Consider the following 24,189-nt stretch of genomic DNA (forward strand, 5'->3'; position numbering starts at 1 on the left):
CTCCCGAATACTGCTGCGCGAGTGACCGTTGCGGCTGTTGCCGTGATCGTCGCCGTGGTTCTCGCCGTTGCGTCGACGAGGCGGACGGTGCGAGAGAGCGGTGACCAGCGCATCTTTTGGTTGCGAGGGCCTGCGGTGCGTCGCCGTGACGTCGATCTGCTGCAAAGCTGCAGTGGATCTGCTCTGTTCGTCGGAGCCTTGGCGCTGAATGCCGTTCCGGGTTGGTACTGGTGGGTGACCGCGACGGTCGTCGTCTGGGTTCTGCCGCCTCTCGTCCTGCAGGCCCGCCACAACCGTCGGATCTAGGCTGCCTTCGTGCCGCACACCCTCGTCTCGCCCCGACCCGTCGATGCGGAAACGGTGATCGAACGGAGCCGGTTCCTCGCCCGTGTGGTCGCTGTCCGCACGGAGTCCGCGGCGCTCGAGGTGGTCGCCGCGGTGACTGCAGAGTTCCCCGACGCCGGCCACCACTGCTGGGCCTTCGTCGTCGGCCCAGATCAGGAGCACCGCCGTCAGCGCGCATCGGACGACGGTGAACCCGGTGGCACGGCGGGCGTTCCGATGCTCGGCGTGCTGACCGGCCGCGATCTCGTCGATGTGGTGGCTGTCGTCAGCCGCTGGTTCGGGGGAGTCAAGCTGGGGGCCGGTGGGTTGGTGCGCGCGTACTCGGGTGCGGTGAGTGCGGCGCTCGACCGTGCGGAGGTGGGCGAGCTCGCGCGTGTCGACGTTCTCGAGATGGCCTTGTCCCATGCGGACGCCGGTCGGGTGGAGGGCGTTCTGCGCGTGCACGGATTCGTCATCGACGACGTCGCCTACGGGTCCGACGTGCGCCTGCGGGTGATCGGGGACGGTGACCGGCTCGACGGTGTCCTCGCGTCGGCGACCAGCGGAAGTGTCGTCGCCGAGCGCGTCGGGCACCGGTGGGTGCTCGAGTTCTGAGGCCGCAGGGTGCGCTGAGCCGCGGATACCGCGGCTCACCGCACCGAACTCCGCCCGGCGACGGCACCGCAGTCACCGAACGTGCTCGCACTGGTCATCGACCCAGCGTGCACTCGGGTTCTACTCTCGAGTGAGATCCGCCGTACGCCTAACGAGGAGAACCATGAAGCGCACGTTGTTCGAGGCCGAGCACGACCTCTTCCGCAGCTCGTACAAGAAATTTCTCGAGCAGCATGTCGCGCCGCACCACGCCGAGTGGGAGACCCAGAACATCGTCGACCGCGGCGTGTGGGTCGAGGCCGGTAAGCAGGGCTTCCTGGGCATGGCCGTGCCGGAGGAGTTCGGCGGCGGCGGGGTCAAGGACTTCCGCTACAACGCCATCGTCACCGAGGAGACCACGGCCGGTGGCTACAGCGGCATCGGGTTCACGCTGCACAACGACGTCGTCGCTCCGTACCTCATCGAGCTGACGAACGACGAGCAGAAGCAGCGCTGGCTGCCCGGGTTCTGCTCCGGTGAGCTGATCACCGCGATCGCGATGACCGAGCCGGGTACCGGTAGCGACCTGCAGGGCATCAAGACCAAGGCCGTCCGTGACGGTGACGACTGGGTGCTCAACGGCTCGAAGACGTTCATCACCAACGGCATCAATGCCGATATCATCATCGTGGTGGCGTGCACCGACCCCGAGAAGGGCGCGCAGGGCTTCAGTCTGTTCGTCGTCGAGCGCGACATGCCCGGATTCGAGCGCGGCCGCAACCTCGACAAGATCGGTATGAAGGCGCAGGACACCGCGGAGCTCAGCTTCACCGACGTCCGCATTCCCGCCGCCAACATGCTCGGCGAGGAGGGCATGGGCTTCATCTACCTGATGCAGAACCTGCCTCAGGAGCGTCTGTCGATCGCCGTCGTCGCGGCTGCCGCGATGGAGTCGGCGCTGGCGATGACGATCCAGTACTGCAAGGACCGCAAGGCGTTCGGGAAGCCGATCGGCAAGTTCCAGAACACGCGCTTCGTGCTCGCCGAGTGCGCGACCGAGACGACCGCCGTCCGCATCATGGTGGACAAGTACATCGAGCAGCTCAACGCGAACGAGCTGTCGGTGCAGGAAGCTGCCATGGCCAAGTGGTGGACCACCGAGAACCAGGTCAAGCTCATCGACCGGTGCCTGCAGCTGCACGGTGGCTACGGCTACATGAAGGAATACCCGATCGCCAAGGCGTACATGGACTCTCGTGTGCAGACCATCTACGGCGGTACGACGGAGATCATGAAGGAGATCATCGGTCGCGGGTTGGATCTGTAACCACACCGAACACGACGAAGCCGGCGCTGGATGTCCAGCGCCGGCTTTCGTCTGTCGTGGATCAGAGCTTGCGCATCACCGTGACGACCTTGCCCAGGACCACGGCATCGTTACCGGGAATGGGTTCGAACAGGTCATTGTGGGGGAGCAGCCACACGTCGCCACCGGTGCGCTTGAACGTCTTGACCGTGGCTTCGCCGTCGATCATGGCGGCCACGATGTCGCCGTTGTCCGCGACGTTCTGCTGGCGGACCACGACCCAGTCGCCGTCGCAGATCGCCGCGTCGATCATCGACTCACCGACGACGCGCAGCAGGAACAGAGAGCCGGACCCGACGAGCTCGCGCGGCAACGGGAAGACGTCTTCCACAGCCTGCTCGGCAAGGATCGGACCGCCGGCGGCGATCCGGCCGAGGACGGGAACGAACGTCGGCACGGGTAGACGGTCGTCGTCACCGTTCGACGTGGACGTGTCGAGGTGGTTGGTGGTGTCCGACGCGACCATGTCGTCCTGCGCGACGGCAGGTGCAGTCTCGGGCCGCCCGTTCTCGCCGGGCAATCGCACGTCGACTGCACGGGGACGGTTGGGATCGCGTCGAAGGAAGCCCTTACGCTCGAGAGTGCGGAGCTGATGGGCGACCGACGACGTGGACGTCAGGCCGACGGCATCGCCGATCTCGCGGATGCTGGGCGGATACCCGCGCTCGGTGACGGACGCACGGATCACCTCGAGAACGCGCCGCTGACGTTCGGTGAGACCCGAGTCTGTGTCGGCCGTGGTGGGGGAACCGCCAGCGGTCGTGCGCCCTCCAGCCGAGCCGGATGAGCTGTCGTCCTTCATCGAGATACCTCCATCGGTGGATGCGGGTGGAACAACCAGCTCCGTGGTGCAGATGATGCTGGTGTCACGTCCGTGGTGCGTGTGTCGAACCTAAACCGAAACACCCTTCGGATCAAACACCTGTTCGATTCGTGTCGCGTGTTCGATGCACTTTGTCGGTGGGCCCTGCTATACATCGAACATGCGTTCATTCGAACGCGTGGTCGAGTGCGACGTTCGAACACTTCGGTGGGAGAGCGTCGCGGAGGCCACCGGCTATCCACGAGGAGTGGTTGCAGTGACTCGTAGTGACGTTCTGACCATCGACACCGCACGGTCCATCGATCTCGATTCTCCCGTCTCCGATCGCTGGACCTGCGACGACGAGTCCTACTGGGGCCAGGTGCCCGCCCGGACGCACGGTGCGTCGACGCAGACCCGTGGCCGCACACCGGTTCGTCGCCGGACCGCTCCGCGGGATTCGAGCCGTCCCGACGCGGGCGCGACGGACTACCGGCGTCGTTCGCCGGGCGTGTCGCAGGTCGAACACCGCACCCGTCGGTCGCACGGATTCGCGTCGATGGTTGCTGTGGCGCTGATCACAGCGGTGTCCGCTCTGGGGCTCGTGGGGCTCGCGAACATGCGATCGGCAGACGCGCCGACGCAGCCGTCCGTCTCCCAGCAGATCGACGCGGGCGTCGTCGCCGGACGGTGACGACGCTGGGGTACGCGGCGACTTCGCGGTCTGCTCCTGGCGGTATCCTCGACAGGTCGGATGCCGACACGGCGTCCGAGTTGTCCGTGCTACCGAGGGGTCGCTTACCCATGCACTGCCCGTTCTGCCGCCACCCCGACTCGCGCGTCGTCGATTCGCGCGAAGCGGAAGAAGGCCAGGCGATCCGGCGGCGCCGATCCTGCCCCGAATGCGGTCGACGCTTCACGACGGTCGAGACCGCTGTGCTGTCCGTGGTCAAGCGCAGCGGCGTCAGTGAGCCGTTCAGTCGCGACAAGGTCATCAAGGGTGTCCGTCGTGCCTGCCAGGGTCGCCAGGTGGACAACGACGCGTTGGTGCTTCTTGCCCAGCAGGTCGAGGACACCGTGCGGGCGTCCGGGTCCGCCGAGATCCCCAGCAACGAGGTAGGGCTCGCCATCCTCGGCCCGCTGAGAGACCTCGACGAGGTGGCGTACCTGCGCTTCGCGTCGGTCTACCGCTCGTTCAGCAGTGCCGACGACTTCGAGCGAGAGATCGACGATCTCCGTCGGCACCGTGCCGGTCTGGACGTCCCCGAAGCCGAGCCCGCAACCTAGCGTCCGGCTGCGCGCCGAACGTCCGCAATGGTCTTGCGGACACGCTTCTCGCTCACCGGGTACGCGGTTCCCAGAGTCTGAGCGAACAGATTGACTCGCAGTTCCTCGATCATCCACGCGATGTCGCGCACCGCATCGCTACGGGCGACGGAGTCCGATACGGCTTCGAGGAGCGCGTCGTAGTCGGCGTAGACACGATCGAGGGCATCCATGCCGGCGGCGTCCCGAGTGGCGCTCGACGGAAGGGCTCTCAGTCGGCGTTCCGCACCCTGTAGGTAGCGGGGGACATGCGGCAGATGGGACTCGCCCGTCTCGAAGACGAAACCGGGGAAGATCAGACCTTCCAGCTGCTGACGGACATCGTCGGCTGCGTCTCCTCGAGCTCCGTCGAGTGCGAGTCGGACCTGCGCAGCCGCAGCCAGGCACGGCTCGGCGAGGCGGAGAACCGCCGCGGTTCGTCCGGCCAGTTCGCCCCGGACCGCTTTCTCCAGCGCCGCGAAGGCATCAGGGCTCGATACCGGTCCGCCGTGCTTCATCATCAGTTCGTCCGCCGCGAGTGTGCGGCAGTCGTCGATGAACGCCTCGATGCTGCCATGGGGATTCTGGCCGAGGGCCAGTCGCTGCGCGGGGGAGCGGCCGGTCAGGAGGTTCTTGCCCGCCACCGGGATCGCGTCGAGAAGCAGTCGGCGGGTGCCGTTCCGCATGGCCGCGCGCTGTTCGGCCGCCGATCCGAGGACCCGCACCGCGACGCCACCCTTCTCCGCGACCAACGCCGGGTACCCGGTGACCGTCTGCGCGTTGACAGTCCGTGTCACGGTGGGTTCGAGTGTGCCGATGGTCTCGGAGGTCCACCGGGTCGCGGGGGCTCGCTCGGAATCCTTCGCCGCCGCTCCTACCGCGGCGGCGGCAGCAGAACCCAGCCGTGCGCGCAGGGCGGTCAGGGATGTGTCCTTGCCCAGACGGGTGCCCGCGTCGTCCACGGCGACGAACGTCATCTTCAGGTGTCGCGGCAGAGCGGACGGATCGAAGTCGGCCGGCCGGATCGGTACGGCGCCCATGCGGGTGAGCTCACGCGAGAGCGCAGCCAGCAACGGCTCCGTGCGGGGACGCATCGCCGCGACTGCCGCCGCCGCATGATCCGGAGCGGGAACGACGTTGCGCCGCAGCTCTTTCGGGAGTGTCTTGATCAGGGCGGTGATGAGTTCCACGCGCATGCCGGGAACGAGCCAGTCGAATCCGACGTCCGCTACCTGCGGTAGCAGAGCGATCGGAATGGTGATGGTGACGCCGTCGTCCTCACGTCCGGGTTCGAACTGATACGTGAGCGGGAACTGCAACTCACCCTGGCGCCACGCGTCCGGGTAGTCGCCGCCCAGGACGGCAGCCGCCGCCGGGTTGACGACGGTCGTCCGATCGAAGTCGAGCAGAGCTGGTGTCGTCCGCGACGTCTTCTTCCACCACCGGTCGAAGTGACGTGCCGAGACGACGGTGGCCGGGATCCTCTCGTCGTAGAACGCGAACAGCGTGTCGTCGTCGACGACGATGTCGCGGCGACGAGCACGCGACTCCAGTTCCTCTGCATCGCTGCGCATCTCCTGGTTCGCGTGGAAGAAGCGGTGGTGCGTGCGCCACTCGCCCTGCACGAGGGCGTGCCGGATGAACAGATCCCGCGAGATCTCGGGATCGATCGAGCTGAACGTGACCGGGCGGCGAGCAGCGAGCGGAATCCCGTACAGCGTGACGCGCTCGTAGGCCATCGCGACTTCGCGCTTCGTCGACCAGTGCGGCTCCGAGTACTGCCGTTTGATCAGGTGCGGCGCCAACTTCTCGGCCCACTCGGGCTCGATGCGCGCACCCATGCGCGCCCACAGTCGACTCGTCTCCACGAGTTCGGCCGCCATGATCCACCGCGGAGGCTTACGGAACAGCGACGAGCCGGGGAACACGGCGAACGACGACCCGCGCGCTCCGAGGAAGTCCTTCTTGTCGCCCTCGCGAACACCGATGTGGGACAGCAGTCCCGGCAACAGTGACTGATGAATCACGGCGTGGTCAGGCTCGGAGGAGTCGCTCGCGTCGGGCATCGTCCATCCCAGGCCGCGCGTGATCTGCCGCAGCTGTCCGTGTAGGTCCTGCCATTCGCGGATGCGGAGGTAGTGCAGGAATTCCGAGCGGCACATACGACGGAACTGGTTCGAGGACAGGTCTCGTCGCTGCTCGCGGAGATATGTCCACAACTCCCAGAGCGCCAGGAAGTCGGAACCGTCGACGACGAAACGCTTGTGCATCTCGTCCGCCGCCTGCTGATGCTCGGCGGGGCGTTCGCGCACGTCCTGGATGGACAGTGCGGACACGATGACGAGCACCTCCCGCAGGCATCCGTTGCGATTGGCCTCGACCAACATGCGCGCCATACGCGGGTCGACCGGGAGGCCGGCGAGCTCCTTGCCGAGAGCGGTCAGGACCGGCCCGTCCTCGCCTTGCGACTCGAGAGCGCCGAGTTCGTCGAGCAGGCCCAGGCCGTCACGGATGCTGCGCGGGTCGGGGGCTTCGACGAACGGGAACGCGTCGATACGGCCCAGTCCCAGCGAGGCCATCTGCAGGATGACGGATGCGAGATTCGTGCGCAGGATCTCGGGGTCGGTGTACTCGGGGCGGGCGTCGAAATCCTCCTCCGAGTACAGGCGGATGCAGATCCCGTCCGCGACACGTCCGCAGCGGCCGGCGCGCTGTCGAGCCGAGGCCTGCGAGATCGGTTCGATCGGCAGACGCTGCACCTTGGTGCGGAGCGAGTAGCGCGAGATGCGCGCCGTTCCGGGGTCGACGACGTACCGGATGCCGGGCACGGTGAGCGACGTCTCGGCGACGTTGGTGGACAACACCACTCGTCGCCCGGTGTGGCCGGTGAAGACGCGGTGCTGCTCTGCCGCGGACAGCCGGGCGTAGAGCGGGAGAATCTCGACGTTGCGCAGTCGGCGATCCTTCAACGCGTCCGCAGTGTCGCGGATCTCGCGCTCGCCCGACAGGAACACCAACACGTCGCCCTCGGGTTCGGTGAGCAGTTCCTCGACGGCGTCGCACGTGGCGTCGACAGGGTCGAGTTCGATGGTCTGCTCGCCGTTCTCGACCGTGAGCGGCCGATACCGGACCTCGACGGGGAACGTCCGGCCCGATACCTCGACGATCGGCGCGTCGACGCCGTTCACCGCGAAATGGTGCGCGAAGCGGCCCGGGTCGATGGTGGCGGAGGTGACGATGACCTTCAGATCGGGACGCTGCGGCAGGAGGCGCGCGAGGTAGCCGAGGATGAAGTCGATGTTGAGGCTGCGCTCGTGAGCCTCGTCGATGATGATCGTGTCGTAGCGGCGCAACAGCCGGTCGCGCTGGATCTCGGCCAGCAGGATGCCGTCGGTCATCAGCTTGACCAGCGTGTTGTCGCTGGAGTGGTCGGTGAAGCGGACCGTGTAACCGACAGCGTCGCCGATCTCCTGACCGAGCTCGTCGGCGATACGTTCCGCGACGGTCCTGGCCGCCAGTCGCCGGGGCTGCGTGTGTCCGATGACTCCCTGGACGCCGCGACCGAGTTCGAGACAGATCTTGGGAATCTGCGTCGTCTTTCCCGATCCCGTCTCTCCGGCGACGATGACCACCTGGTTCTCGGCTATCGCGGCGGCGATGTCGTCCTTGCGCGCGGAGACGGGCAGCGCCTCCGGGTAGGTGATCGCGGGAACGGATGCGCGACGCGATGCGATCGTGGCCTCGGCGCGGTCTATCTCGGCAGCGATCGACTCGAGTTCGGCGGGCTTACGGCTGCGGTCGAGACGACGGCGCAGCCTGTGGGCATCACGGAAGGTGAGGTCGGACAGGCGGGCCGTCAGGTCGCGGCGGGTGTGTCCGGAGGACGGGGGAGCAGATGTCGACATGGCTCACGCCAGTTTATCCGTCACCGCTGGGTCAGGATGCGTGGCCCGTCGTCCGTGATCGCGATGGTGTGCTCGGAGTGGGCGGTCATGGTTCCGTCGGCCGACCGGAGGGTCCATCCGTCCGGGTCCATGACGAGCTTCGCCGTTCCGCGCGACCACCACGGTTCCAGCGCGAGGGTCATCCCGGCCCTGAGTCTCAATCCCGATCCCGCACGACCGACGTTGGCCACGTGCGGGTCCTCGTGCATCGTCCGGCCCAGGCCGTGACCACCGAAATCTGTATTGACCTGCTTTCCGGTCTCGCGGGCGACGTTCTCGATCGCCGCCGAGATGTCCCCGAGTCGCCCACCGACGACGGCCGCGGCGATGCCGGCATCCAGCGCGCGCCGGGTGCTCTCGATCAGTTCGACATCCGCAGGATCAGGGTTGTCGCCGACGACGACGGTCAGTGCCGAGTCGGCGACCCATCCGTCGATGGACACTGCGAAGTCCAGACTGAGGACGTCACCTGCCGCGAGCGTGTGGTCGAACGGGAGGCCGTGCAGCACACGGTCGTTGACCGACAGGCAGATGACGTTGCGGAACGGCCCGTTGCCGAACTCGGGGGCGTAGTCCCAGTAGCAGGACACTGCGCCGCGGGTGGCGACGAGGTCGCGGCAGTGATGTTCGAGATCCATCAGGTTCACGCCGGGCTGCGCCTGCTCCGACAGCGTCGTCAGTGTCTCGGCCACGAATGCGCCGGTCACCGCCATCTTGTCGATTTCGGCAGGGCCCTTGAGCTCGATCATCCGTCCATCGCTTCCTGTCGGTATTTCAATACCAACGAACGGTAGCAGACCGGTACAGGAATACCGCTATGCTGACCCTGTGGTCCGCATTCCTCTGAGTCCCGAGCAGGTCGAGGCCGGTCGTCGCCTCGGCGCAGTCCTGCGTGCCGCACGGGCGGGACGAGACCCCGAGATCGTCGCCCGTGACGCCCGCATCTCACCCGAGACGCTCCGCAAGATCGAGGTGGGGCGGATTGCGAGCCCCAGCTTCGGGACTGTGCTGCAGATCTGTGCGGCACTGGGACTGCCGGTGTCCGACGCGGTGGACGCGTGGCAGGGCGACAGGGAGCACCGCGTCGCGATCTAGTGTTCCGTTGCTCGGCGCGGAGGACCGCGCTCGTGTGAGGATCGCTTCATGACCTCGCCGGACGCTCGCGTCGACACCCCGGTCGCGCTGCGTGTATTCCGTGTCGTCGCCGCTCTGCTCGGGCTGGCCGCGCTGATCTGGATCCCTGTCCGGTCCGCGGACGTCGCCGGGTTCTCGCTCGCCAACTTCTTCAGCTACTTCACCGTGCTGAGCAACGTGCTGGCTGTCGTGGTCTTCCTGGTCGGCGGGGTCGTCGATCCCCGTTCCGAGACCTTCGACAAGGTCCGCGGGGCGGCCACGACCTACATGGTGATCACCGGGATCGTGTACGCGGTGTTGCTGTCGAACGTCGACGTGCAGATCCAGGACGCGTGGACCAATGCGGTCCTGCACCGGATCGTCCCCGTCCTCATCGTCGTCGATTGGGTCCTCGACCCACCACGGCGTCGGAACAGTGAGTTCGCACCGCTGGTGTGGTTGGTGTTCCCCGTGGTCTACGGCGTCTACAGCCTGATCCGTGGCCCCATCGTCGACTGGTACCCGTACCCGTTCCTCGACCCCCGCGGAAGCGGGTACGTCCCTCTCGCCATCGGGCTCGTCGTTCTCGTCGTGGCGTTCCTGCTGATCGCGCTCGCGGTGGATCGGGTGGGGGAGTTGGCGACCTCCCGCCGGTCGGGAATCCGCGCGTCCCGTGGCCTAGTCTGATCCCTCGTGACCTCGCCACAGCACACGTCATCCGCCTTCTGGCACGGATTCGCCGATATGCACACCGTCGAGTCGGGGGGACGCTTCGTCGTCGCTCGCGGCGACGGTGCGTCCATCTGGGACGACAAGGGCACCCGGTATCTCGACGGGACCGCGGGACTGTGGTTCACCAACGTCGGTCACGGCCGGACGGCCATCGCCGACGCCGTGGCTCGGCAACTGTCCACCCTCGCGCACTACTCCACGTTCGGTGACGTCGTTCCCGACGTGACGCTCGAGCTCGCCGACCGTCTCGCCGCCATCGCACCCGTCGCCGGTAGCAAGATCTTCTTCACCTCGGGTGGATCGGACTCCATCGACACCGCGGCGAAGCTGGCTCGCCGCTACTGGCACCAGGTGGGCAAGCCCGGCAAGACCATCGTCGTCGGCCGACAGAAGGCGTACCACGGTATGCACGTCGCCGGAACGGCTCTGTCGGGACTTCCGCTGAACCGCGAGAACTACGGCGAGCTCATGTCGGACGCCCGCACGGTTGCCTGGGACGAGGGCAAAGCACTCCTCGAACTGATCGAGAAGGAAGGTGCCGACACCATCGCCGCCTTCTTCGCGGAGCCGATCATCGGCGCCGGTGGGGTCTACCTGCCGCCCGAGGGATATCTGCACGAGGTGCGCCAGATCTGCCGCGACCACGACATCCTGTTCGTTGCCGACGAGGTCGTGACGGGCTTCGGCCGCATCGGCGGAGCGTGGTTCGCGTCGGCGAAGTTCGATCTCGAGCCCGACATGATGTGCACTGCCAAGGGACTCACGTCCGGGTACGTACCGATGGGAGCCGTCTTCGTCAGCCCTCGTGTCGCCGCACCCTTCTACGAGGGTGGCGCATGGTGGCGCCACGGCTACACCTACGGCGGACATGCGGGCGCGGCCGCAGCCGCGATGGCGAACCTCGACATCATCGAGGACGAAGACCTGCTGACACATGCCTCTCGGCTCGAAGCGTCTCTGCACCAGCATCTCTCACCCCTGGCAGATCACGATCTGATCAGCGAGGTGCGCAGCGGCATGGGCGTCGTTGCGGCGGTGCAGTTCGCCGACCCGACCTACGCGATGCCGTTCGTCAAGACGCTGCGCCGTGAGGGCGTGTCCGCCCGAGCGGCGGGCAACGGCGCGATCCAGTTCTCGCCCGCGTTCGTCATGACCGACGACGAGGTCGAGCAGATGGCAGCGTCCATGTCGCGGGCTCTGGACGCTACCGCGAGCTGACATGGCCGTACCCGATCACTGGATCCCGCACGGCCGTGACGACGGCGAGGTGATCGGGTGGATCGACATGCAGTCACAGGCACCTGATCTGGTGCCGGTCGACCGGCTCGGCCGAACGTTGGCCGCGGTATCGGAGTGGCCGGAGGCCGAAGTGGCGCTCGAGCGCCGCGGCCTCCGATTCCTGATGGACAAGTTCACCTATCAGGGTCGAGAAGTGCGGATCCGGACCGTCGACGATCACCGCATCGTCGTGACCACGGCAGTCTCGGACGCGGTCGGTGACGTGGGTGAAGAGGTCGTCCTCGCCTTCCCTGCAGGGCCCGAGCTACACGAAGGTCCTACTCGCTGAGGCGCTACCGTCACTCCGCAGAGATCGCCGTGTTCACGTCGGTGAGAAATCTGTCGACGACTCTGCGGTCGGATGGTGACAGGGACTTCATCGACACCACTGCGCGACCGATCGCATCACCGAAGAACGACTCACCCAGCGTTCTCGCGGTGGACGTCACCTCGAGCAGCACGCGTCGTCGGTCCACGGTGTCCCGTGTCCTGGACACCAAGTCACGTGATTGCATCCGGTCGACCAACGCTGTCGTCGATGCCGAGTTTACGCCGAGCGCACTCCCGAGCCACCCTGGAGTCGCAGGGTGGCCGGCGCGCTCGGCGTCGAGAAGGAGAATCAGCGCGCGCACATCAGTCGGGTGCAGATCGTGTACGCGCGCGAACCGGGCGCCGAGCAAGTCGAGGCTGACCACGACCTCCCTCAATTTGTGGATCAGCACGTGAGGGTCCGAACCAGCATCGTTCGTCCGAGGTTCCTGCGCCATTGGACAAGCATATCTCGCTGATCTAGTGTCTCGATGATCGAGATAAAGTGAGGGTGCCATGAGCAGGCAGACCATTCGACAGTTCGCAGACTCGTCCGCGGGTGAGCGCTTTTTCGATGCATACGACTCGCTGCTCGAACACTGGCCACCGGACACGGAGACGCGCGACGTGCTGACAGAGCACGGAACCACACGTGTGAACGTGTGCGGATCGCCGAACGGCCGCCCCGTGATCCTGCTCCCCGGTGCCGGCGCAACCTCGGCCGTATTCGGTTCTCTGGCTGGGCGATTGGGACGCACGCACCGAGTATTTGCGATCGACCTGATGGGCGACGTCGGCCGAAGTGTTCCCCACGCGGATCGCATTGCGTCGATCGCAGAGCTTCACGGGTGGTTCGACGCAGTGATCGGTGCTCTGGGTGTGCACGATGTCGATGTTGTCGCCCATTCGTACGGAGCGATGGTGGCCGCTTCCAGGGCTGTCGCACCGGGTAGCGGAATTGCACGTCTGATCCTCGTGGATCCCACGTCGGTATTCACGGGACTGAGCGCTTCGTATCTCCTGCGTGCGGTCCCGCTACTCACGATGCCGACAGAACGTCGACAACGTGCGTTCGTCGAGTGGGAGTGCGCCGGCATCGGCGTTGATCCGATGTGGATGTCCGTCCTTACCATCGGAGCTGCACATTTCCCACGGCAGCGTCCGGTCGTACCGAAGAAGCTTTCGAAGGTCGAATTCGCTGCGATCACAGCTGATGTGAGCGTCGTCCTGGCAGGCCGGAGCAAGGCTCACTCGGCGTCGAACGTGGCTCGCAAGGTCCACGAGGTTCTACCGCGAGCGCGGGTGGTCGTCCTCGACAGTGCATCTCACCACAGTCTTCCTCTCGAACCGGCCGACGATGTGGCCAGAACTGTCATCGACTGCCTTGCGCACCCGCGTCGGAGCGGATGACCGAACCCAGCCGGCTGGCCATGCGACTGGCGTCGATGGGCAAATGTCGACTGCCGAGGAATTCCTTCAGTGGGACATCCGCTAGGAAGTCCGTTCGGATGGACGCGTCGTACAGGACGTCGACGAGAGAGCCGAAACGATGAGCAGCGTCGCGGCCGAGTCGGGACGGCCCCGGAATGCCGTCGATCACCCACCGAGGGAAACGTTCTGCCAGGGCGAGAAAGTCTGTCGGGGCGTGAGGCCGGACGCATAACGAGTCGAAGGTGAACCACACCAGGTCTGCGCGCACGGCGAGTGCCTCGACGGTTCGGCCGCCGATCGTGAGACGCTCGGCCTCCCGAGGTTCGGGAGACTTCAACCCGCTGGGGTCCGGCTCCCGGAGAATGATCCATCGACCTGCAGCGAATCCCGTGCGTGTCGACGTGGGATCCACCGTGCGGTAATCGATCGGTCCGTCGACGCACACGACTGACATCGACCGCTCGATGAGCCGTATGGCCGGCTCGAACATGCCGTGGAACAACGGGTTCGGGAGCAGGCCGCTGGGTGGGTAGTTCGACGTCGCAACGACAACCGTCGAACGCTCGAACAGCGCTGTCAGGAGTCGACTGACGAAGATCGCGTCCGCTGGATCGTGGACGTGCAGTTCGTCGAAGCACAGGACATCGACGTCACCGACGAGACGGTCCAGTGCGGCAGCCAGGTCGTGGCCGTTCTTGTGAAGAACCGTATGGAGGTCGGCGAGAAAGCTATGGAAGTGAGTGCGCACTTTCCGGTCGGTCGACGCCAGAGCGGAATAGGTGTCCATCAACCACGTCTTGCCGCGACCGGGCGGACCCCACAGGTAGACGCCGCAATGTCGAAGCTGTTCGAGCGCGTCGGCCGCGGCGAGTTGATACATGTCCAGGGTGAGGCCGTCGGCGTGCGCGGCCGCACGGATCGCCCCGGGGGCGATTAGGTTGTTTCGAACAGATCGACGAAGCCGCACCGCTAGACCGTACGAAACTCCTGCACGTCGGGATACGTGTGTTCGAACACGTAGTACTCGTGCACTTTTCGGCACCCGATCGTCGGAAATTCTGCCAATCGGCACAATTGACCACGATCGGGTGGCATGAGGTGCGGCCAGGGACCTGCACTCACTGCGGAAATGGGTCGCACGCGGGGCCGTCGAGCACCTACCGTGCAAGGGCCGACCGAAAGGGGATTCACCCATGCGCGATGTGACGTACTACGTGGCGACGAGTCTCGACGGATTCATCGCGGCTCCCGACGGCACCTGGAGCGCGTTCCTCGACGAGGGCGACCATATGGAAGTGCTCGTGGACGAGTTCGCGGACACGCTTCCCGGACACGTGCAGGATGCGCTCGGGATCCATTCGGACGCAATGATGTTCGACACGGTGATCATGGGGTGGACGACATACTCCGCGGCCCTGGACGTGGGAATCGTCAGCCCCTATCCGCACCTGCGGCAGTTCGTGGCGTCCCGGCACCGCCGATCCGAGTCCGACGACGTGACCGTCACGAACGATCCGGCAGCCACCCTCGACCGACTTCGTGGGGAGGACGGCGCCGGGATCTGGCTGGCAGGTGGGGGAGCGCTGGCGGGTGACCTCGTCGACCGGATCGACCGACTCGTCCTGAAGATCAACCCGGTGGTTCTCGGTGACGGTGTGCGCCTGTTCGCCGGTGCTCGATACGCTGACCGGCCGTTCGAGCGCACCCGACTGCGGGCGTTCGACTCCGGAGTCGTCATCGCCGAGTACACCCGTCGAGCGGGGGTCGGATCATGAGCGGCCGGGTATGGCTGATCACCGGTGCGAGTCGAGGGCTCGGTCGCGCGCTGGTGGACCGTGTGCTCGACGTGGGGGACACCGTGATCGCGACCGTGAGGAGCGAGGCAGACCTTCCCGCTCACGAGCGACTCGTCGTCGATCACCTGGACGTGCGCGATCGCGGCGCGGCGCGGGCGGTCGTCTCCTCCGTCGTCGAGAAGTTCGGCCGCCTCGACGTACTGGTCGACAACGCGGGTCACGGGGCGGTGGGTGCCATCGAGGAGACGACGGAGCATGAGGCCCGCGACATCGTCGACACGAACTTCTTCGGTGCGCTCTGGCTCAGTCAGGCAGCCGTCGAGGTCATGCGGCCTCGGCGGTCCGGCCACATCGTGCAGATCTCGACCGTCGGAGCCGTCGGCACGATGCCCACCCTGGGCCTGTACGCCGCGTCGAAGTGGGCGCTCGAAGCCTTCAGTGAGGCGATGGCAGCCGAGGTGAAGGATTTCGGGATTCGCGTGAGCATCGCGGAGCTCGGCGCGGTCGATACCCAGTGGGGCACACGAAGCATGCGATTCAGCGCTCCGTCTCCCGACTACGACGATCTGCGGACCGCGGTGTTCGGCACCCCCGACGTACCGTGGCCGCGGGAGGGGACGGGCGGCGGAACGGCGCCTGCGGATGCTGCGGCGGTGATCGTCGACCATGTCCGCAGCCCGGACGACGACAGGCTGCGACTGTTGGTGGGCGATGACGCGCCCGGACAGGTTGCCGAGGCGCTCGCGCGCCGACTGCGGGACTACCGGCGCGACCAGCGGTTCCGCGCAGCACCGGACGAGGAGAGCGCCTCGTGACCAGCATTCGCCACGAGTACGAGATCGCTGTCACCTGGACCGGAAACACCGGCGCGGGAACCGCGTCCCTTCGCGAGTACTCCCGCGACCACGATGTGGAAGCGCCAGGAGTTCCCACCATCGCAGGGTCGTCGGATCCCGCGTTTCGTGGCGACGCGTCGAGGTGGAATCCGGAGCAGTTGTTCGTAGCGTCCATCGCCCAGTGCCACATGCTCTGGTATCTCGGGCTGGCAGCGCAGGCGGGTGTCATCGTGACCTCGTACGTCGACGCGCCGATCGCGGTCATGATCGAAGAACCCGGTGGGGCAGGACAATTCGAGTCCGTGACACTGAGACCTGTGGTGCGGATCGACGCGTCGAGCGACGCGGATCTTGCCGAACAGGTGCATCATCGAGTCGCCGACTACTGCTTCATCGCACGCTCGATCACCACGCCGATCAGCTACGAGGTGACGATCGAACGCTAGTGCTTCGTGGACGTGGCGACGGCCAGCCGCTGGTGCAACCGCTCGCGCACCTCGTCCGGTTCGTACTGTCGACGCTGGCGCTCGTTGCGGGCGACGAGGACACCGGACGCTGCCACGCCGACGGCGCCGGCGAGGCCTGCGACCTTCAGCAGACCACGTATGGAGATCTTTCGGGATCGTGCAGCCATTCATGAAGGCTAGCGCCACGAACTAGGCTCGTCGTCGATGAGCGTCGACGGAGTGTCGACGGAGTGTCCTCAGTCAACCTCGCCACCGCCGTGGAGACCACGCGGACAGGCGATCTCTGGATCTTCCGCGGACGATCGGCGGCGGATCGTGCGATCCAGACGCTGACGAACAGCCCGGTCAACCACGTGGGCATGGCCGTGGTCCTCGACGATCTGCCGCCCCTGATGTGGCATGCGGAGCTGGGGCAATCGTTGCCCGACATGTGGACCGGGCGGCACCAGCGTGGTGTGCAGTTGCACGACCTCCGCGACGCGGTCACCCATTGGGGCGAGCGCTACGACCAGAAATGCTGGTTCCGGCAACTGCAGTCGCCCATCACGCACGCGCAGGAAGACGACCTGATGCGGACCATCGCGCGGCTCGACGGCACCGCGTTCCCGACCACGGCAAGGCTGGCGGGCAGATGGTTCGCGGGGCGACTCCCGGCAGTGTCGGCCAAGGACGACCGTCGACTCGAGACCGCCTACTGCGCGGAGGTGGTGGCCCTGACGTACGAGGCGATGGGTCTGCTCGATCCGCGCGAATCACCGACGCCGCTGAAGCCGTTCGACCGGGTAGGACTGAAACCGCCGCGCCGACGAGCCAACTGGTACGACCCCGGCAGGTTCTGGAGCGGTGATCACCTGCCATTGGCGGAGGGCGTCGAACTGGGGCGCGAGATCGCGGTGGTCCTGGACTAGAGCGTTCGGGACTCTTCCGCCACCACGCGCCCACCGAGCTCCACCCATCCGTCGTCGGAGAGGGTGGTCGACAGGACCGAGCCTCGGCCCTGCACGATGCTCAGATCGCGCCCGAGCAGTTCGGTGACACGAACGGCGGCCGCGCCCGTTGCTTCGTCCTCCGGGACGCCCATGTCGGGCGCGAACATGCGGGAACGGATTGCGCCGCGGCCCTCGTCCACCCACGCCCACACGTAGTGGTGACCGTCGGTGAAATCGGACGGGTCCACGGCGAGCACATCGGCCGGCGTGGCGACCGGATGGAACTCGAACTGCGGCGCCCATGACGGGCGCGCCCGGACGTACGTGACGCCGTCGGCGAATCGGACTGAAACCTCGCCTGCGGGCACCAGTAACGCATCCACCGGTGTACCGCGATCGGCCAACCATGCGGCGGTGCCCACCGTGGGGTGCCCGGCGAACGGCAACTCGACGGCGGGCGTGTGGATGCGGAGGGCCGTGGACTGCGCCGGGCCGGCCGGAACGTCGACGAACACGGTCTCGCTGTACTGCAGCTCGTGCGCCACTGACTGGCGATCGGCCGGGGCAACGGACGCAGCGTCGACGATGCCGAGAGGGTTGCCCCACCGGCCCTGGGCGTCGGTGAACACCCGCACGACATGGACGTCGAATGGCATGGTCTTCCTCTCAGCCTGCGGTGACGGTGATGTCGTCGAACACGACCTCGGCCAGTTCGTCGGACTCCTCGACGTCGACTGTGGCGTCGAAGGACCACCCGTGGTCGCCCTCGGGGTCGTCGAGAACTTGCCGTGCGGTGGTCTCGTCGCGGGTCTGGACGAACGAGAACAGGTGGGGTCCGCGCGCGGTCGGTGTCATACCGATCTCGCCGTACTCCTCGAAGTAGGGCTCGAGTTCGTCCTGCCAATCGACGTCGTCGCCCAGCTCCTCGAGGAGGTCCCACCGGCGTCGCGACGCCAGCTCGACGCGTCGGAACAGGGCGTTGCGCACCATGATTCGGAACGCTCGTGGGTTCGCGGAGATGGGTTTCGGTGTGTCGGCACCGTACGCGACGACGGGCGTGCCCTCCTCGTCGAAGGTGGGGTCGGTGAGGTTCTCCCACTCGTCGAGAAGGCTGGAGTCGACCTGGCGCACCGTTTCACCGAGCCATTCGGTGATGTCCTGGACGTCCTCGGTGCGCGCCTCCGGTGGAACCGTCTGTCGCAGTGCGCGATACGCGTCCGCGAGGTATCGCAGGACGGACCCCTCCGAGCGGGACAGCCCGTAGTGCGAGATCAACTCCGTGAACGTCATGGACTTCTCGATCATGTCGCGCACCACGGACTTGGGCGACAGCCCGAACTCCGACAGCCACGGATGGCCGCCGCGGTAGATCTCGAAGGCCGGCCGCAACAGCTCCTCGAGCGGCTTGGGCCAGGTGACTTCCTCGAGCAACTCCATGCGTTCCTCGTACTCGAGGCCATCCGCCTTCATCTGCGCCACGGCCTCACCGCGCGCCGCGTGCTGCTGCGCCATCAGGATCTGCCGGGGATCGTCGAGTGTGGCCTCGATGATCGACACGACATCGAGCGCGTACGAGGGCGACTCCTGGTCGAGTAACTCGAACGACGCGAGGGCGAACGGAGACAGTGGCTGGTTCAGCGCGAAATCGCGTTGCAGATCGACGGTCAGGCGCGCGGTGCGACCGTCCTCGTCGGGCTCTGGGAGCTGTTCGACGATGCCGGCATCACGCAATCCGCGGTACAACCGCACCGCCTGCAGGATATGACGGCGTTGGTTCGCCCTGGTCTCGTGGTTGTCTTCGAGCAGGTGCCGCATCGCGTCGAAACAACTGCCGGGTCGTGCGATGACGTTGAGCAACATCGAGTTGTTGACGGTGAACTTCGACGTCAGTGGCTCGGGGCTCGCCGCCACGAGTCGCTCGAAGCTCGGTTTGCCCCAGGAGACGAAGCCGTCCGGTGCTTTCTTGCGCTGGATCCGCTTGAGCTTCTTGGGATCGTCTCCGGCCTTGGCCACCAACCGGGCGTTCTCCACCTCGTGTTCGGGTGCCTGCACCATGACGGTACCCAGCGTGTCGTAGCCGGCTCTGCCTGCGCGACCGGCGATCTGGTGGAATTCGCGGGCTCGTAGCTGGCGGGTGCGAACGCCGTCGTACTTGGTGAGGCCGGTCAGCAGCACGGTGCGGATGGGCACGTTGATACCCACTCCCAGCGTGTCGGTCCCGCAGATGACGGCCAGCAGGCCCTCCTGGGCGAGCTTCTCGACCAGGCGTCGGTACCGCGGGAGCATGCCCGCGTGGTGTACGCCGATCCCGTGACGGACCAACCGGGACAACGTCTTTCCGAATCCGGTGGTGAAGCGGAAGCCGCCGATGGCCTCGGCTATCGCCGCCTTGGTCTCCTTCGACGCCACCGTGATCGATGTCAGCGCCTGCGCCCGTTCCAGCGCGGACGCCTGCGTGAAGTGCACGACGTAGACCGGCGCCAGGTGAGTGGACACGAGTTCCTCGATGGTCTCGACCACCGGGGTGAGACGGTACGAGAACATCAGCGGCACAGGCCGTTCGGATCCTTCGACGACCGTCGTCACGCGGCCGGTGCGCCGGGTCAGGTCGTCGCGGAAGAACGAGACGTCGCCGAGAGTGGCGGACATGAGCAGGAATTGAGCGTGGGGGAGTTCGATGAGCGGCACCTGCCACGCCCAGCCGCGATCGGGCTCGGAGTAGTAGTGGAACTCGTCCATGATGACCTGGCCGATGGAGGAGTCGGCGCCCTCGCGCAGTGCCATGTTGGCGACGATCTCCGCGGTCGCACAGATGATGGGTGCCGACGCATTCACCGAGGCGTCACCGGTGACCATGCCGACCTTGTCCGCGCCGAAGATCTCGCACAGCGCGAAGAACTTTTCGCTGACGAGTGCCTTGATCGGCGCCGTGTAGAAAGACCGGATGCCGGCGGCATACGCGGCGAAGTGAGCGGCGATGGCCACCATCGACTTCCCCGAGCCGGTCGGGGTGGCGAGCACGACGTTGTTACCGGACACCAGTTCGATGACGGCCTCGTCCTGCAGCGGATACAGCTCCAGTCCGCGGTCGGTGACCCAGGTGGTGAACGCGTCGTACAGATCGTCGGCCGACGCGGAGTCAGGAACCATCTCGGTCAGCAGCATGTCCTACAGGCTACGTAGCGGACCGCTCGTCCGAACCCATGGCACCCAGGACGGCCTGGCGGGTGACCGCGCTCCCGGTGATCGCGTCCTCGCCGACTCCCGAGACGAGCATCTGACGCCACCTCTGCTCGTCGAACTTCAGTGGCATCGTGCTGTTCATGAAGTCCTCGAGGACTTCGAGGAAATGCATCGGGTCGTCGCGATACGGGAAGTGCCCGGCGCCGCGGAAGACCGTCAGGGACGATCCGGGCATCGCCGCGTGCGCGAGGTGGGCGTGGGCCACCGGTATGACGGTGTCCTGGTCGCCCCAGATCAACTGCACGGGCAGGTTCTCGGTCAGATAACAACGGTCCAGCATCGTGACCACCTGGCCGCGCCAGTCGACGACGGCGCGCAGAGTCCGCAGGTAGGCGTCGTACGCGGTGGAGTCGAGAAGGTTGGCCAGGACGCGGACGAGGTCCGGCGTGTCGTGGAGCACGGCACCGGGATGCAGAGGAGTGCCGTCGAGCTGGTCGATGGCGGAGCCCGCGACGCGGAGCAGAGTCATCGCACCGGGGATGCGGAGCAGCTTGAATGCTTCGTTGATCACGGGCGTCGCCATCAGGCGCAGCGCCGGATGCACATCCTTGGTGACGCCGCCCGCGGAGACGAGGACGAGGCGCTCGACCATGTCGGGGAACTGGTAGGCGAACTGCATGGCCACACCGCCGCCCAGTGAATGTCCGACGACGGACACCGAATCGAGGCCGAGCGTGACCAGCAGATCGCGGATGCCGTTGGCGTACGCGGCCACGGAGTAATCGGCGCGAGGCTTGTCGCTGAGACCGTGACCGAGAAGATCCGGCGCGATGACCGTGTACTTCGACGCGAGGTGCGGCAGGACGTCCAGCCACGTCTCGGAACTGTCACCGATCCCGTGGATCAGCAGAAGGACGGGGCCCTCGCCGGCCATCCTGAACGCGCGTCGGTAGCCGTGGATGGTGCGGAAGTGCAGTCGGGGCTCCGCGTCGGGAACCGGGCGCAGAACACGCCGACGTTTGTCCGACATCCGAGCCCCTCTCGATCGGCGACACAGGGCATGCCGCCGACCGAGCCTAGACCCGAGGCATCGTCCGCGAGGCGTCGCTCACGTTACGACTGGGTAAGAACACCGAACGTCAGGAATGGTCGGTATCGCCGTCGGAATCGTCCGACGGAGGCGTGGAGGGCTCGTCCTCGACGAAGGCGGTCTGCTCCGCGAGGAACTTCTCGAACTCGGCGCCCAGCTCGTCTCCGCTGGGTAGTTCCTCATCCGCGGCGAGCAGTGTGGACTGCTGTTCCTGCGCCGTGACGAAGGTGTCGTACTGGCGCTCCAGTGCCTGGACCACGGACTGGACCTCCGGGTTGCCCTCGACGTGCTGGTCGACCTGCTCGCGCACGCGGGCCGCCGACTCGGTGAGCGCACCCAGCGGGATGGTGAGCTTGGACGACTCCGCGACGAGTTCGAGCAGCGTCTCGGCAGCACTCGGGTACGCCGTCTGCGCGAGGTAGTGCGGAACGTGCACGGAGTAGCCCATCGACTCGTGACCATGCTGCGCCATCCGGTACTCGAGAAGCGACGACGCACTGGCCGGCACCTGGAGCTCGCCGGACCACTTGTGGTGCTCGCCGACCAGATCGGTGTCGCTCGAATGTGCTGTCACACCCAGCGGACGGGTGTGCGGAACCGCCATGGGGATGGAGTTCAGACCGATGGTGCGACGGACGCCGAGCTGCTCGGACAGCAGTCGCACGGCGGCAGTGAATTTCTCCCACTTCAGATCCGGTTCCAGACCCGCCAGCAGCAGGAACGGAGTGCCGACGGCGTCCTGAACCGCATACAGGTTGAGGTACGGCTCGTCGTAGTCGGAGAAGTGGTCCGCGGAGAACGTCATCATCGGTCGGCGCGAGCGGTAGTCCAGCAACTCGTCGACGTCGAACGACGCGACCAGTTCCGTCTCGAGCGTCTCGCGCAGGTGCGTGGTGGCCAGCTTCACCGCGTGACCGGCGTCGGAGTAGCCCTCGAGGCCATGCACCAGAACCGGACCCACCCCGTCCTCGGACGCCACTCGGGGCGCCGGAAACTCCAGCTCGTACATTCTCGACTTCTCGTCCATGCCGGTGTCCTTCCTCGTCGCCGTGCGTGTCCCGCCGGGTCACCACTGTGCGGTTACCCCATTTTCCCACAGCGACCCTGCGCGACCGGGCTTCACCCGTTTCTCCTCCCAACGACGGCGGGCACCCCGACATTCCCCGCTGTCGCCGGTCAGCGCGTGAAGGCCTCCAGAGCCCGAATCTTGTTGGCGACGTCCAGCGCCGCGACCTTGTACGCCTCGGACATGGTCGGATAGTTGAAAACGGCGTCGACGAGGTAGTCGACCGTGCCCCCGCACCCCATGACCGCCTGGCCGATGTGCACCAGGTCGGTCGCGCCGGAACCGAAGATGTGCACGCCGAGGACCCGTCGGTCGACGGTGGACACGATCAGTTTCAGCATCCCGTGGGAGTCTCCCGCGATCTGTCCGCGCGCGAGTTCGCGGTATCGGGACACGCCCACCTCGTAGGGAACCGAGTTCTTCGTCAGTTCCACCTCGGTCGCGCCGACGTAGGACACCTCCGGGATGGAGTAGATGCCGATGGGTTGGAGGTCGGTGAGCTTGTTCCCCGGCTCGCCGAAGGCGTGATACGCGGCCAGTCGACCCTGATCCATCGACGTCGCGGCCAACGCGGGGAATCCGATGACATCGCCGACCGCGTAGATGGTGTCCACCTTGGTCTGGAAGTCGTCGTCGACGTCGATCCGTCCTCGGGCGTCCGCCTCCAGTCCGGCCTTCTCCAGATCCAGACCGTCGGTCATGCCCTGGCGTCCGGCCGAGTACATCACTGTCTCGGCCGGGATCTTCTTCCCGCTCGCCAGCGTGGTGACCGTTCCCGACGGACCCACGTCGACAGCCGTGACCGCCTCTCCGAAGCGGAATGTGACCGCGAGATCACGCAGGTGGAACTGCAGCGACTCGACGATCTCGCGGTCACAGAAGTCGAGCATGGTGTCGCGCTTCTCGACCACGGTCACCTTGCATCCGAGCGCCGCGAACATGGAGGCGTACTCGATCCCGATGACGCCGGCTCCGACCACCACCATCGACGACGGGATGAATTGCAGATCCAGAATGCCGTCGGAGTCCAGCACGCGGTAGTTGTCGAACTCGACGTCGTCGGGACGGGCGGGCGCCGTCCCGGTGGCGATCACGACGTTCCGCGCGCCGACCGTGATGCGCTCGCCGCGACTGCGGTCGTCCACCGCGATGGTGTGCGCGTCGAGGAACCGGCCCTCGCCGGTGATCATCTCTATTCGGTTGCGCAGCAATTGCGATCGGACGACCTCGACCTCCTTGCCGATCACGTGGGATGTCCTGGCCAGCAGATCCGACGGCGTGATGTTCGCCTTGACCCGATAGCTCGCTCCGTAGAGCTCCCGCTGATTGAGGCCTGTCAGATAGAGAACCGCCTCGCGCAGCGTCTTCGACGGGATGGTGCCCGTGTTGACGCACACGCCGCCGAGCATGCTGCCCTTCTCGATGATGGCGACGCGCTTGCCCAGTTTCGCCGCCGCGATCGCGGCCTTCTGCCCTCCCGGTCCGGAACCGATGACTACCAGGTCGTATTCGAGTTGGTCCGACATGCCCCAACATGTAGTCCCATGAGGAGAATCCGGTGTGCCGTACGTGTCACGACTGGGTGAACACCTGTCCGATGCAGCAGTTCGCACCTGTGCATCGT

At 66.2% G+C, this 24,189-nt stretch carries 25 protein-coding genes; 14 read left to right on the forward strand and 11 right to left on the reverse strand.

The window, feature by feature from the left end:
• Positions 1 to 21 precede the first annotated feature (21 nt).
• The 3 genes from ASG64_RS16100 (at position 22) to ASG64_RS16110 (ending at position 2,245) form a co-directional block, all read left to right on the forward strand.
• Complete coding sequence (locus ASG64_RS16100; protein WP_156388439.1) at positions 22 to 306, forward strand: hypothetical protein; 285 nt, start codon at positions 22 to 24, stop codon at positions 304 to 306.
• 9 nt (positions 307 to 315) lie between these two features.
• Positions 316 to 939 carry an IMPACT family protein gene (locus tag ASG64_RS16105; protein WP_056074602.1) on the forward strand — a complete coding sequence of 208 codons (624 nt, stop codon included), beginning with the start codon at positions 316 to 318 and terminating at the stop codon, positions 937 to 939.
• Between the two features lie 163 nt (positions 940 to 1,102).
• Positions 1,103 to 2,245: an acyl-CoA dehydrogenase family protein gene (locus tag ASG64_RS16110; protein WP_042572623.1), complete on the forward strand. Its 1,143-nt coding sequence runs from the start codon at positions 1,103 to 1,105 to the stop codon at positions 2,243 to 2,245.
• A 61-nt stretch (positions 2,246 to 2,306) separates the two neighbouring features.
• On the opposite strand, the gene lexA is transcribed toward ASG64_RS16110, so the two are convergent.
• On the reverse strand, positions 2,307 to 3,086 hold the full coding sequence (gene lexA, locus ASG64_RS16115; protein ID WP_056074604.1) for a transcriptional repressor LexA: 780 nt from the start codon (positions 3,084 to 3,086) through the stop codon (positions 2,307 to 2,309).
• Between the two features lie 277 nt (positions 3,087 to 3,363).
• Here lexA and ASG64_RS16120 point away from each other — a divergent pair, with 277 nt between their 5' ends.
• Together ASG64_RS16120 and nrdR are read left to right on the forward strand one after the other, a co-directional pair.
• On the forward strand, positions 3,364 to 3,780 hold the full coding sequence (locus tag ASG64_RS16120) for a hypothetical protein (RefSeq protein ID WP_156388440.1): 417 nt from the start codon (positions 3,364 to 3,366) through the stop codon (positions 3,778 to 3,780).
• Positions 3,781 to 3,890: 110 nt separating this feature from the next.
• On the forward strand, positions 3,891 to 4,373 hold the full coding sequence (gene nrdR / locus ASG64_RS16125) for a transcriptional regulator NrdR (RefSeq protein WP_042572725.1): 483 nt from the start codon (positions 3,891 to 3,893) through the stop codon (positions 4,371 to 4,373).
• Here the strand turns inward: nrdR and hrpA are convergent.
• Both hrpA and map read right to left on the reverse strand, forming a co-directional pair.
• Entirely contained in the window at positions 4,370 to 8,296 is a 3,927-nt protein-coding gene (hrpA, locus tag ASG64_RS16130) for an ATP-dependent RNA helicase HrpA (RefSeq protein WP_056074608.1), read from the reverse strand. The genes nrdR and hrpA overlap by 4 nt on opposite strands.
• 20 nt (positions 8,297 to 8,316) lie before the next feature.
• A complete protein-coding gene (gene map, locus ASG64_RS16135; protein WP_042572627.1) occupies positions 8,317 to 9,084 on the reverse strand; it encodes a type I methionyl aminopeptidase in 768 nt (255 codons plus the stop codon).
• Positions 9,085 to 9,163: 79 nt separating this feature from the next.
• Between map and ASG64_RS16140 the strand changes: the two genes are divergently transcribed.
• Genes ASG64_RS16140 through ASG64_RS16155 form a run of 4 tightly spaced genes read left to right on the forward strand, consistent with a single transcriptional unit; the run spans position 9,164 to position 11,747 of the window.
• The gene (locus ASG64_RS16140) at positions 9,164 to 9,430 is read left to right on the forward strand and encodes a helix-turn-helix domain-containing protein (protein ID WP_027505150.1); all 267 of its coding nucleotides are present in this window, start codon (positions 9,164 to 9,166) and stop codon (positions 9,428 to 9,430) included.
• 48 nt (positions 9,431 to 9,478) lie between these two features.
• Complete coding sequence (locus ASG64_RS16145; protein WP_056074610.1) at positions 9,479 to 10,135, forward strand: Pr6Pr family membrane protein; 657 nt, start codon at positions 9,479 to 9,481, stop codon at positions 10,133 to 10,135.
• A 57-nt stretch (positions 10,136 to 10,192) separates the two neighbouring features.
• Positions 10,193 to 11,398, forward strand: a complete 1,206-nt coding sequence (locus tag ASG64_RS16150) for an aminotransferase family protein (RefSeq protein ID WP_056074612.1) — start codon at positions 10,193 to 10,195, stop codon at positions 11,396 to 11,398.
• 1 nt (position 11,399) lies between these two features.
• Entirely contained in the window at positions 11,400 to 11,747 is a 348-nt protein-coding gene (locus tag ASG64_RS16155) for a hypothetical protein (protein WP_056074614.1), read from the forward strand.
• Between the two features lie 10 nt (positions 11,748 to 11,757).
• On the opposite strand, the gene ASG64_RS16160 is transcribed toward ASG64_RS16155, so the two are convergent.
• The gene (locus ASG64_RS16160; protein ID WP_235579634.1) at positions 11,758 to 12,153 is read right to left on the reverse strand and encodes a MarR family transcriptional regulator; all 396 of its coding nucleotides are present in this window, start codon (positions 12,151 to 12,153) and stop codon (positions 11,758 to 11,760) included.
• A 130-nt stretch (positions 12,154 to 12,283) separates the two neighbouring features.
• Here ASG64_RS16160 and ASG64_RS22320 point away from each other — a divergent pair, with 130 nt between their 5' ends.
• Complete coding sequence (locus ASG64_RS22320) at positions 12,284 to 13,177, forward strand: alpha/beta fold hydrolase (protein WP_056074619.1); 894 nt, start codon at positions 12,284 to 12,286, stop codon at positions 13,175 to 13,177.
• Here ASG64_RS22320 and zapE read toward each other — a convergent pair.
• Positions 13,140 to 14,078, reverse strand: a complete 939-nt coding sequence (gene zapE / locus ASG64_RS16170) for a cell division protein ZapE (RefSeq protein WP_056074621.1) — start codon at positions 14,076 to 14,078, stop codon at positions 13,140 to 13,142. The two genes, ASG64_RS22320 and zapE, sit on opposite strands and share 38 nt — an antisense overlap.
• 313 nt (positions 14,079 to 14,391) lie before the next feature.
• Between zapE and ASG64_RS16175 the strand changes: the two genes are divergently transcribed.
• Genes ASG64_RS16175 through ASG64_RS16185 form a run of 3 tightly spaced genes read left to right on the forward strand, consistent with a single transcriptional unit; the run spans position 14,392 to position 16,276 of the window.
• Positions 14,392 to 14,973 (forward strand): dihydrofolate reductase family protein, encoded by a 582-nt coding sequence (locus ASG64_RS16175; protein WP_056074623.1) that lies wholly within the window; start codon positions 14,392 to 14,394, stop codon positions 14,971 to 14,973.
• Positions 14,970 to 15,809: an SDR family NAD(P)-dependent oxidoreductase gene (locus ASG64_RS16180; RefSeq protein ID WP_056074626.1), complete on the forward strand. Its 840-nt coding sequence runs from the start codon at positions 14,970 to 14,972 to the stop codon at positions 15,807 to 15,809. Before ASG64_RS16175 ends, ASG64_RS16180 begins: the two co-directional genes overlap by 4 nt.
• On the forward strand, positions 15,806 to 16,276 hold the full coding sequence (locus tag ASG64_RS16185; RefSeq protein ID WP_056074628.1) for an OsmC family protein: 471 nt from the start codon (positions 15,806 to 15,808) through the stop codon (positions 16,274 to 16,276). Before ASG64_RS16180 ends, ASG64_RS16185 begins: the two co-directional genes overlap by 4 nt.
• Here ASG64_RS16185 and ASG64_RS16190 read toward each other — a convergent pair.
• Positions 16,273 to 16,464, reverse strand: a complete 192-nt coding sequence (locus ASG64_RS16190) for a hypothetical protein (RefSeq protein ID WP_042572634.1) — start codon at positions 16,462 to 16,464, stop codon at positions 16,273 to 16,275. The genes ASG64_RS16185 and ASG64_RS16190 overlap by 4 nt on opposite strands.
• Before the next feature lie 63 nt (positions 16,465 to 16,527).
• Here ASG64_RS16190 and ASG64_RS16195 point away from each other — a divergent pair, with 63 nt between their 5' ends.
• Positions 16,528 to 17,205: a hypothetical protein gene (locus tag ASG64_RS16195; protein WP_042572635.1), complete on the forward strand. Its 678-nt coding sequence runs from the start codon at positions 16,528 to 16,530 to the stop codon at positions 17,203 to 17,205.
• Here ASG64_RS16195 and ASG64_RS16200 read toward each other — a convergent pair.
• From ASG64_RS16200 to sthA, 5 genes are all read right to left on the reverse strand, one after another.
• Positions 17,202 to 17,882: a PhzF family phenazine biosynthesis protein gene (locus ASG64_RS16200; protein WP_056074630.1), complete on the reverse strand. Its 681-nt coding sequence runs from the start codon at positions 17,880 to 17,882 to the stop codon at positions 17,202 to 17,204. The genes ASG64_RS16195 and ASG64_RS16200 overlap by 4 nt on opposite strands.
• Before the next feature lie 10 nt (positions 17,883 to 17,892).
• On the reverse strand, positions 17,893 to 20,391 hold the full coding sequence (locus ASG64_RS16205; protein ID WP_056074631.1) for a DEAD/DEAH box helicase: 2,499 nt from the start codon (positions 20,389 to 20,391) through the stop codon (positions 17,893 to 17,895).
• Between the two features lie 10 nt (positions 20,392 to 20,401).
• Positions 20,402 to 21,439, reverse strand: a complete 1,038-nt coding sequence (locus tag ASG64_RS16210; protein WP_042572638.1) for an alpha/beta fold hydrolase — start codon at positions 21,437 to 21,439, stop codon at positions 20,402 to 20,404.
• A gap of 109 nt (positions 21,440 to 21,548) precedes the next feature.
• Complete coding sequence (locus ASG64_RS16215) at positions 21,549 to 22,526, reverse strand: PAC2 family protein (protein ID WP_056074634.1); 978 nt, start codon at positions 22,524 to 22,526, stop codon at positions 21,549 to 21,551.
• A gap of 149 nt (positions 22,527 to 22,675) precedes the next feature.
• Complete coding sequence (gene sthA, locus ASG64_RS16220) at positions 22,676 to 24,091, reverse strand: Si-specific NAD(P)(+) transhydrogenase (protein ID WP_027505160.1); 1,416 nt, start codon at positions 24,089 to 24,091, stop codon at positions 22,676 to 22,678.
• Positions 24,092 to 24,189: the final 98 nt, after the last annotated feature.

The sequence above is a fragment of the Rhodococcus sp. Leaf247 genome, from assembly GCF_001426185.1.
In the GTDB taxonomy this organism is placed as follows: domain Bacteria; phylum Actinomycetota; class Actinomycetes; order Mycobacteriales; family Mycobacteriaceae; genus Rhodococcoides.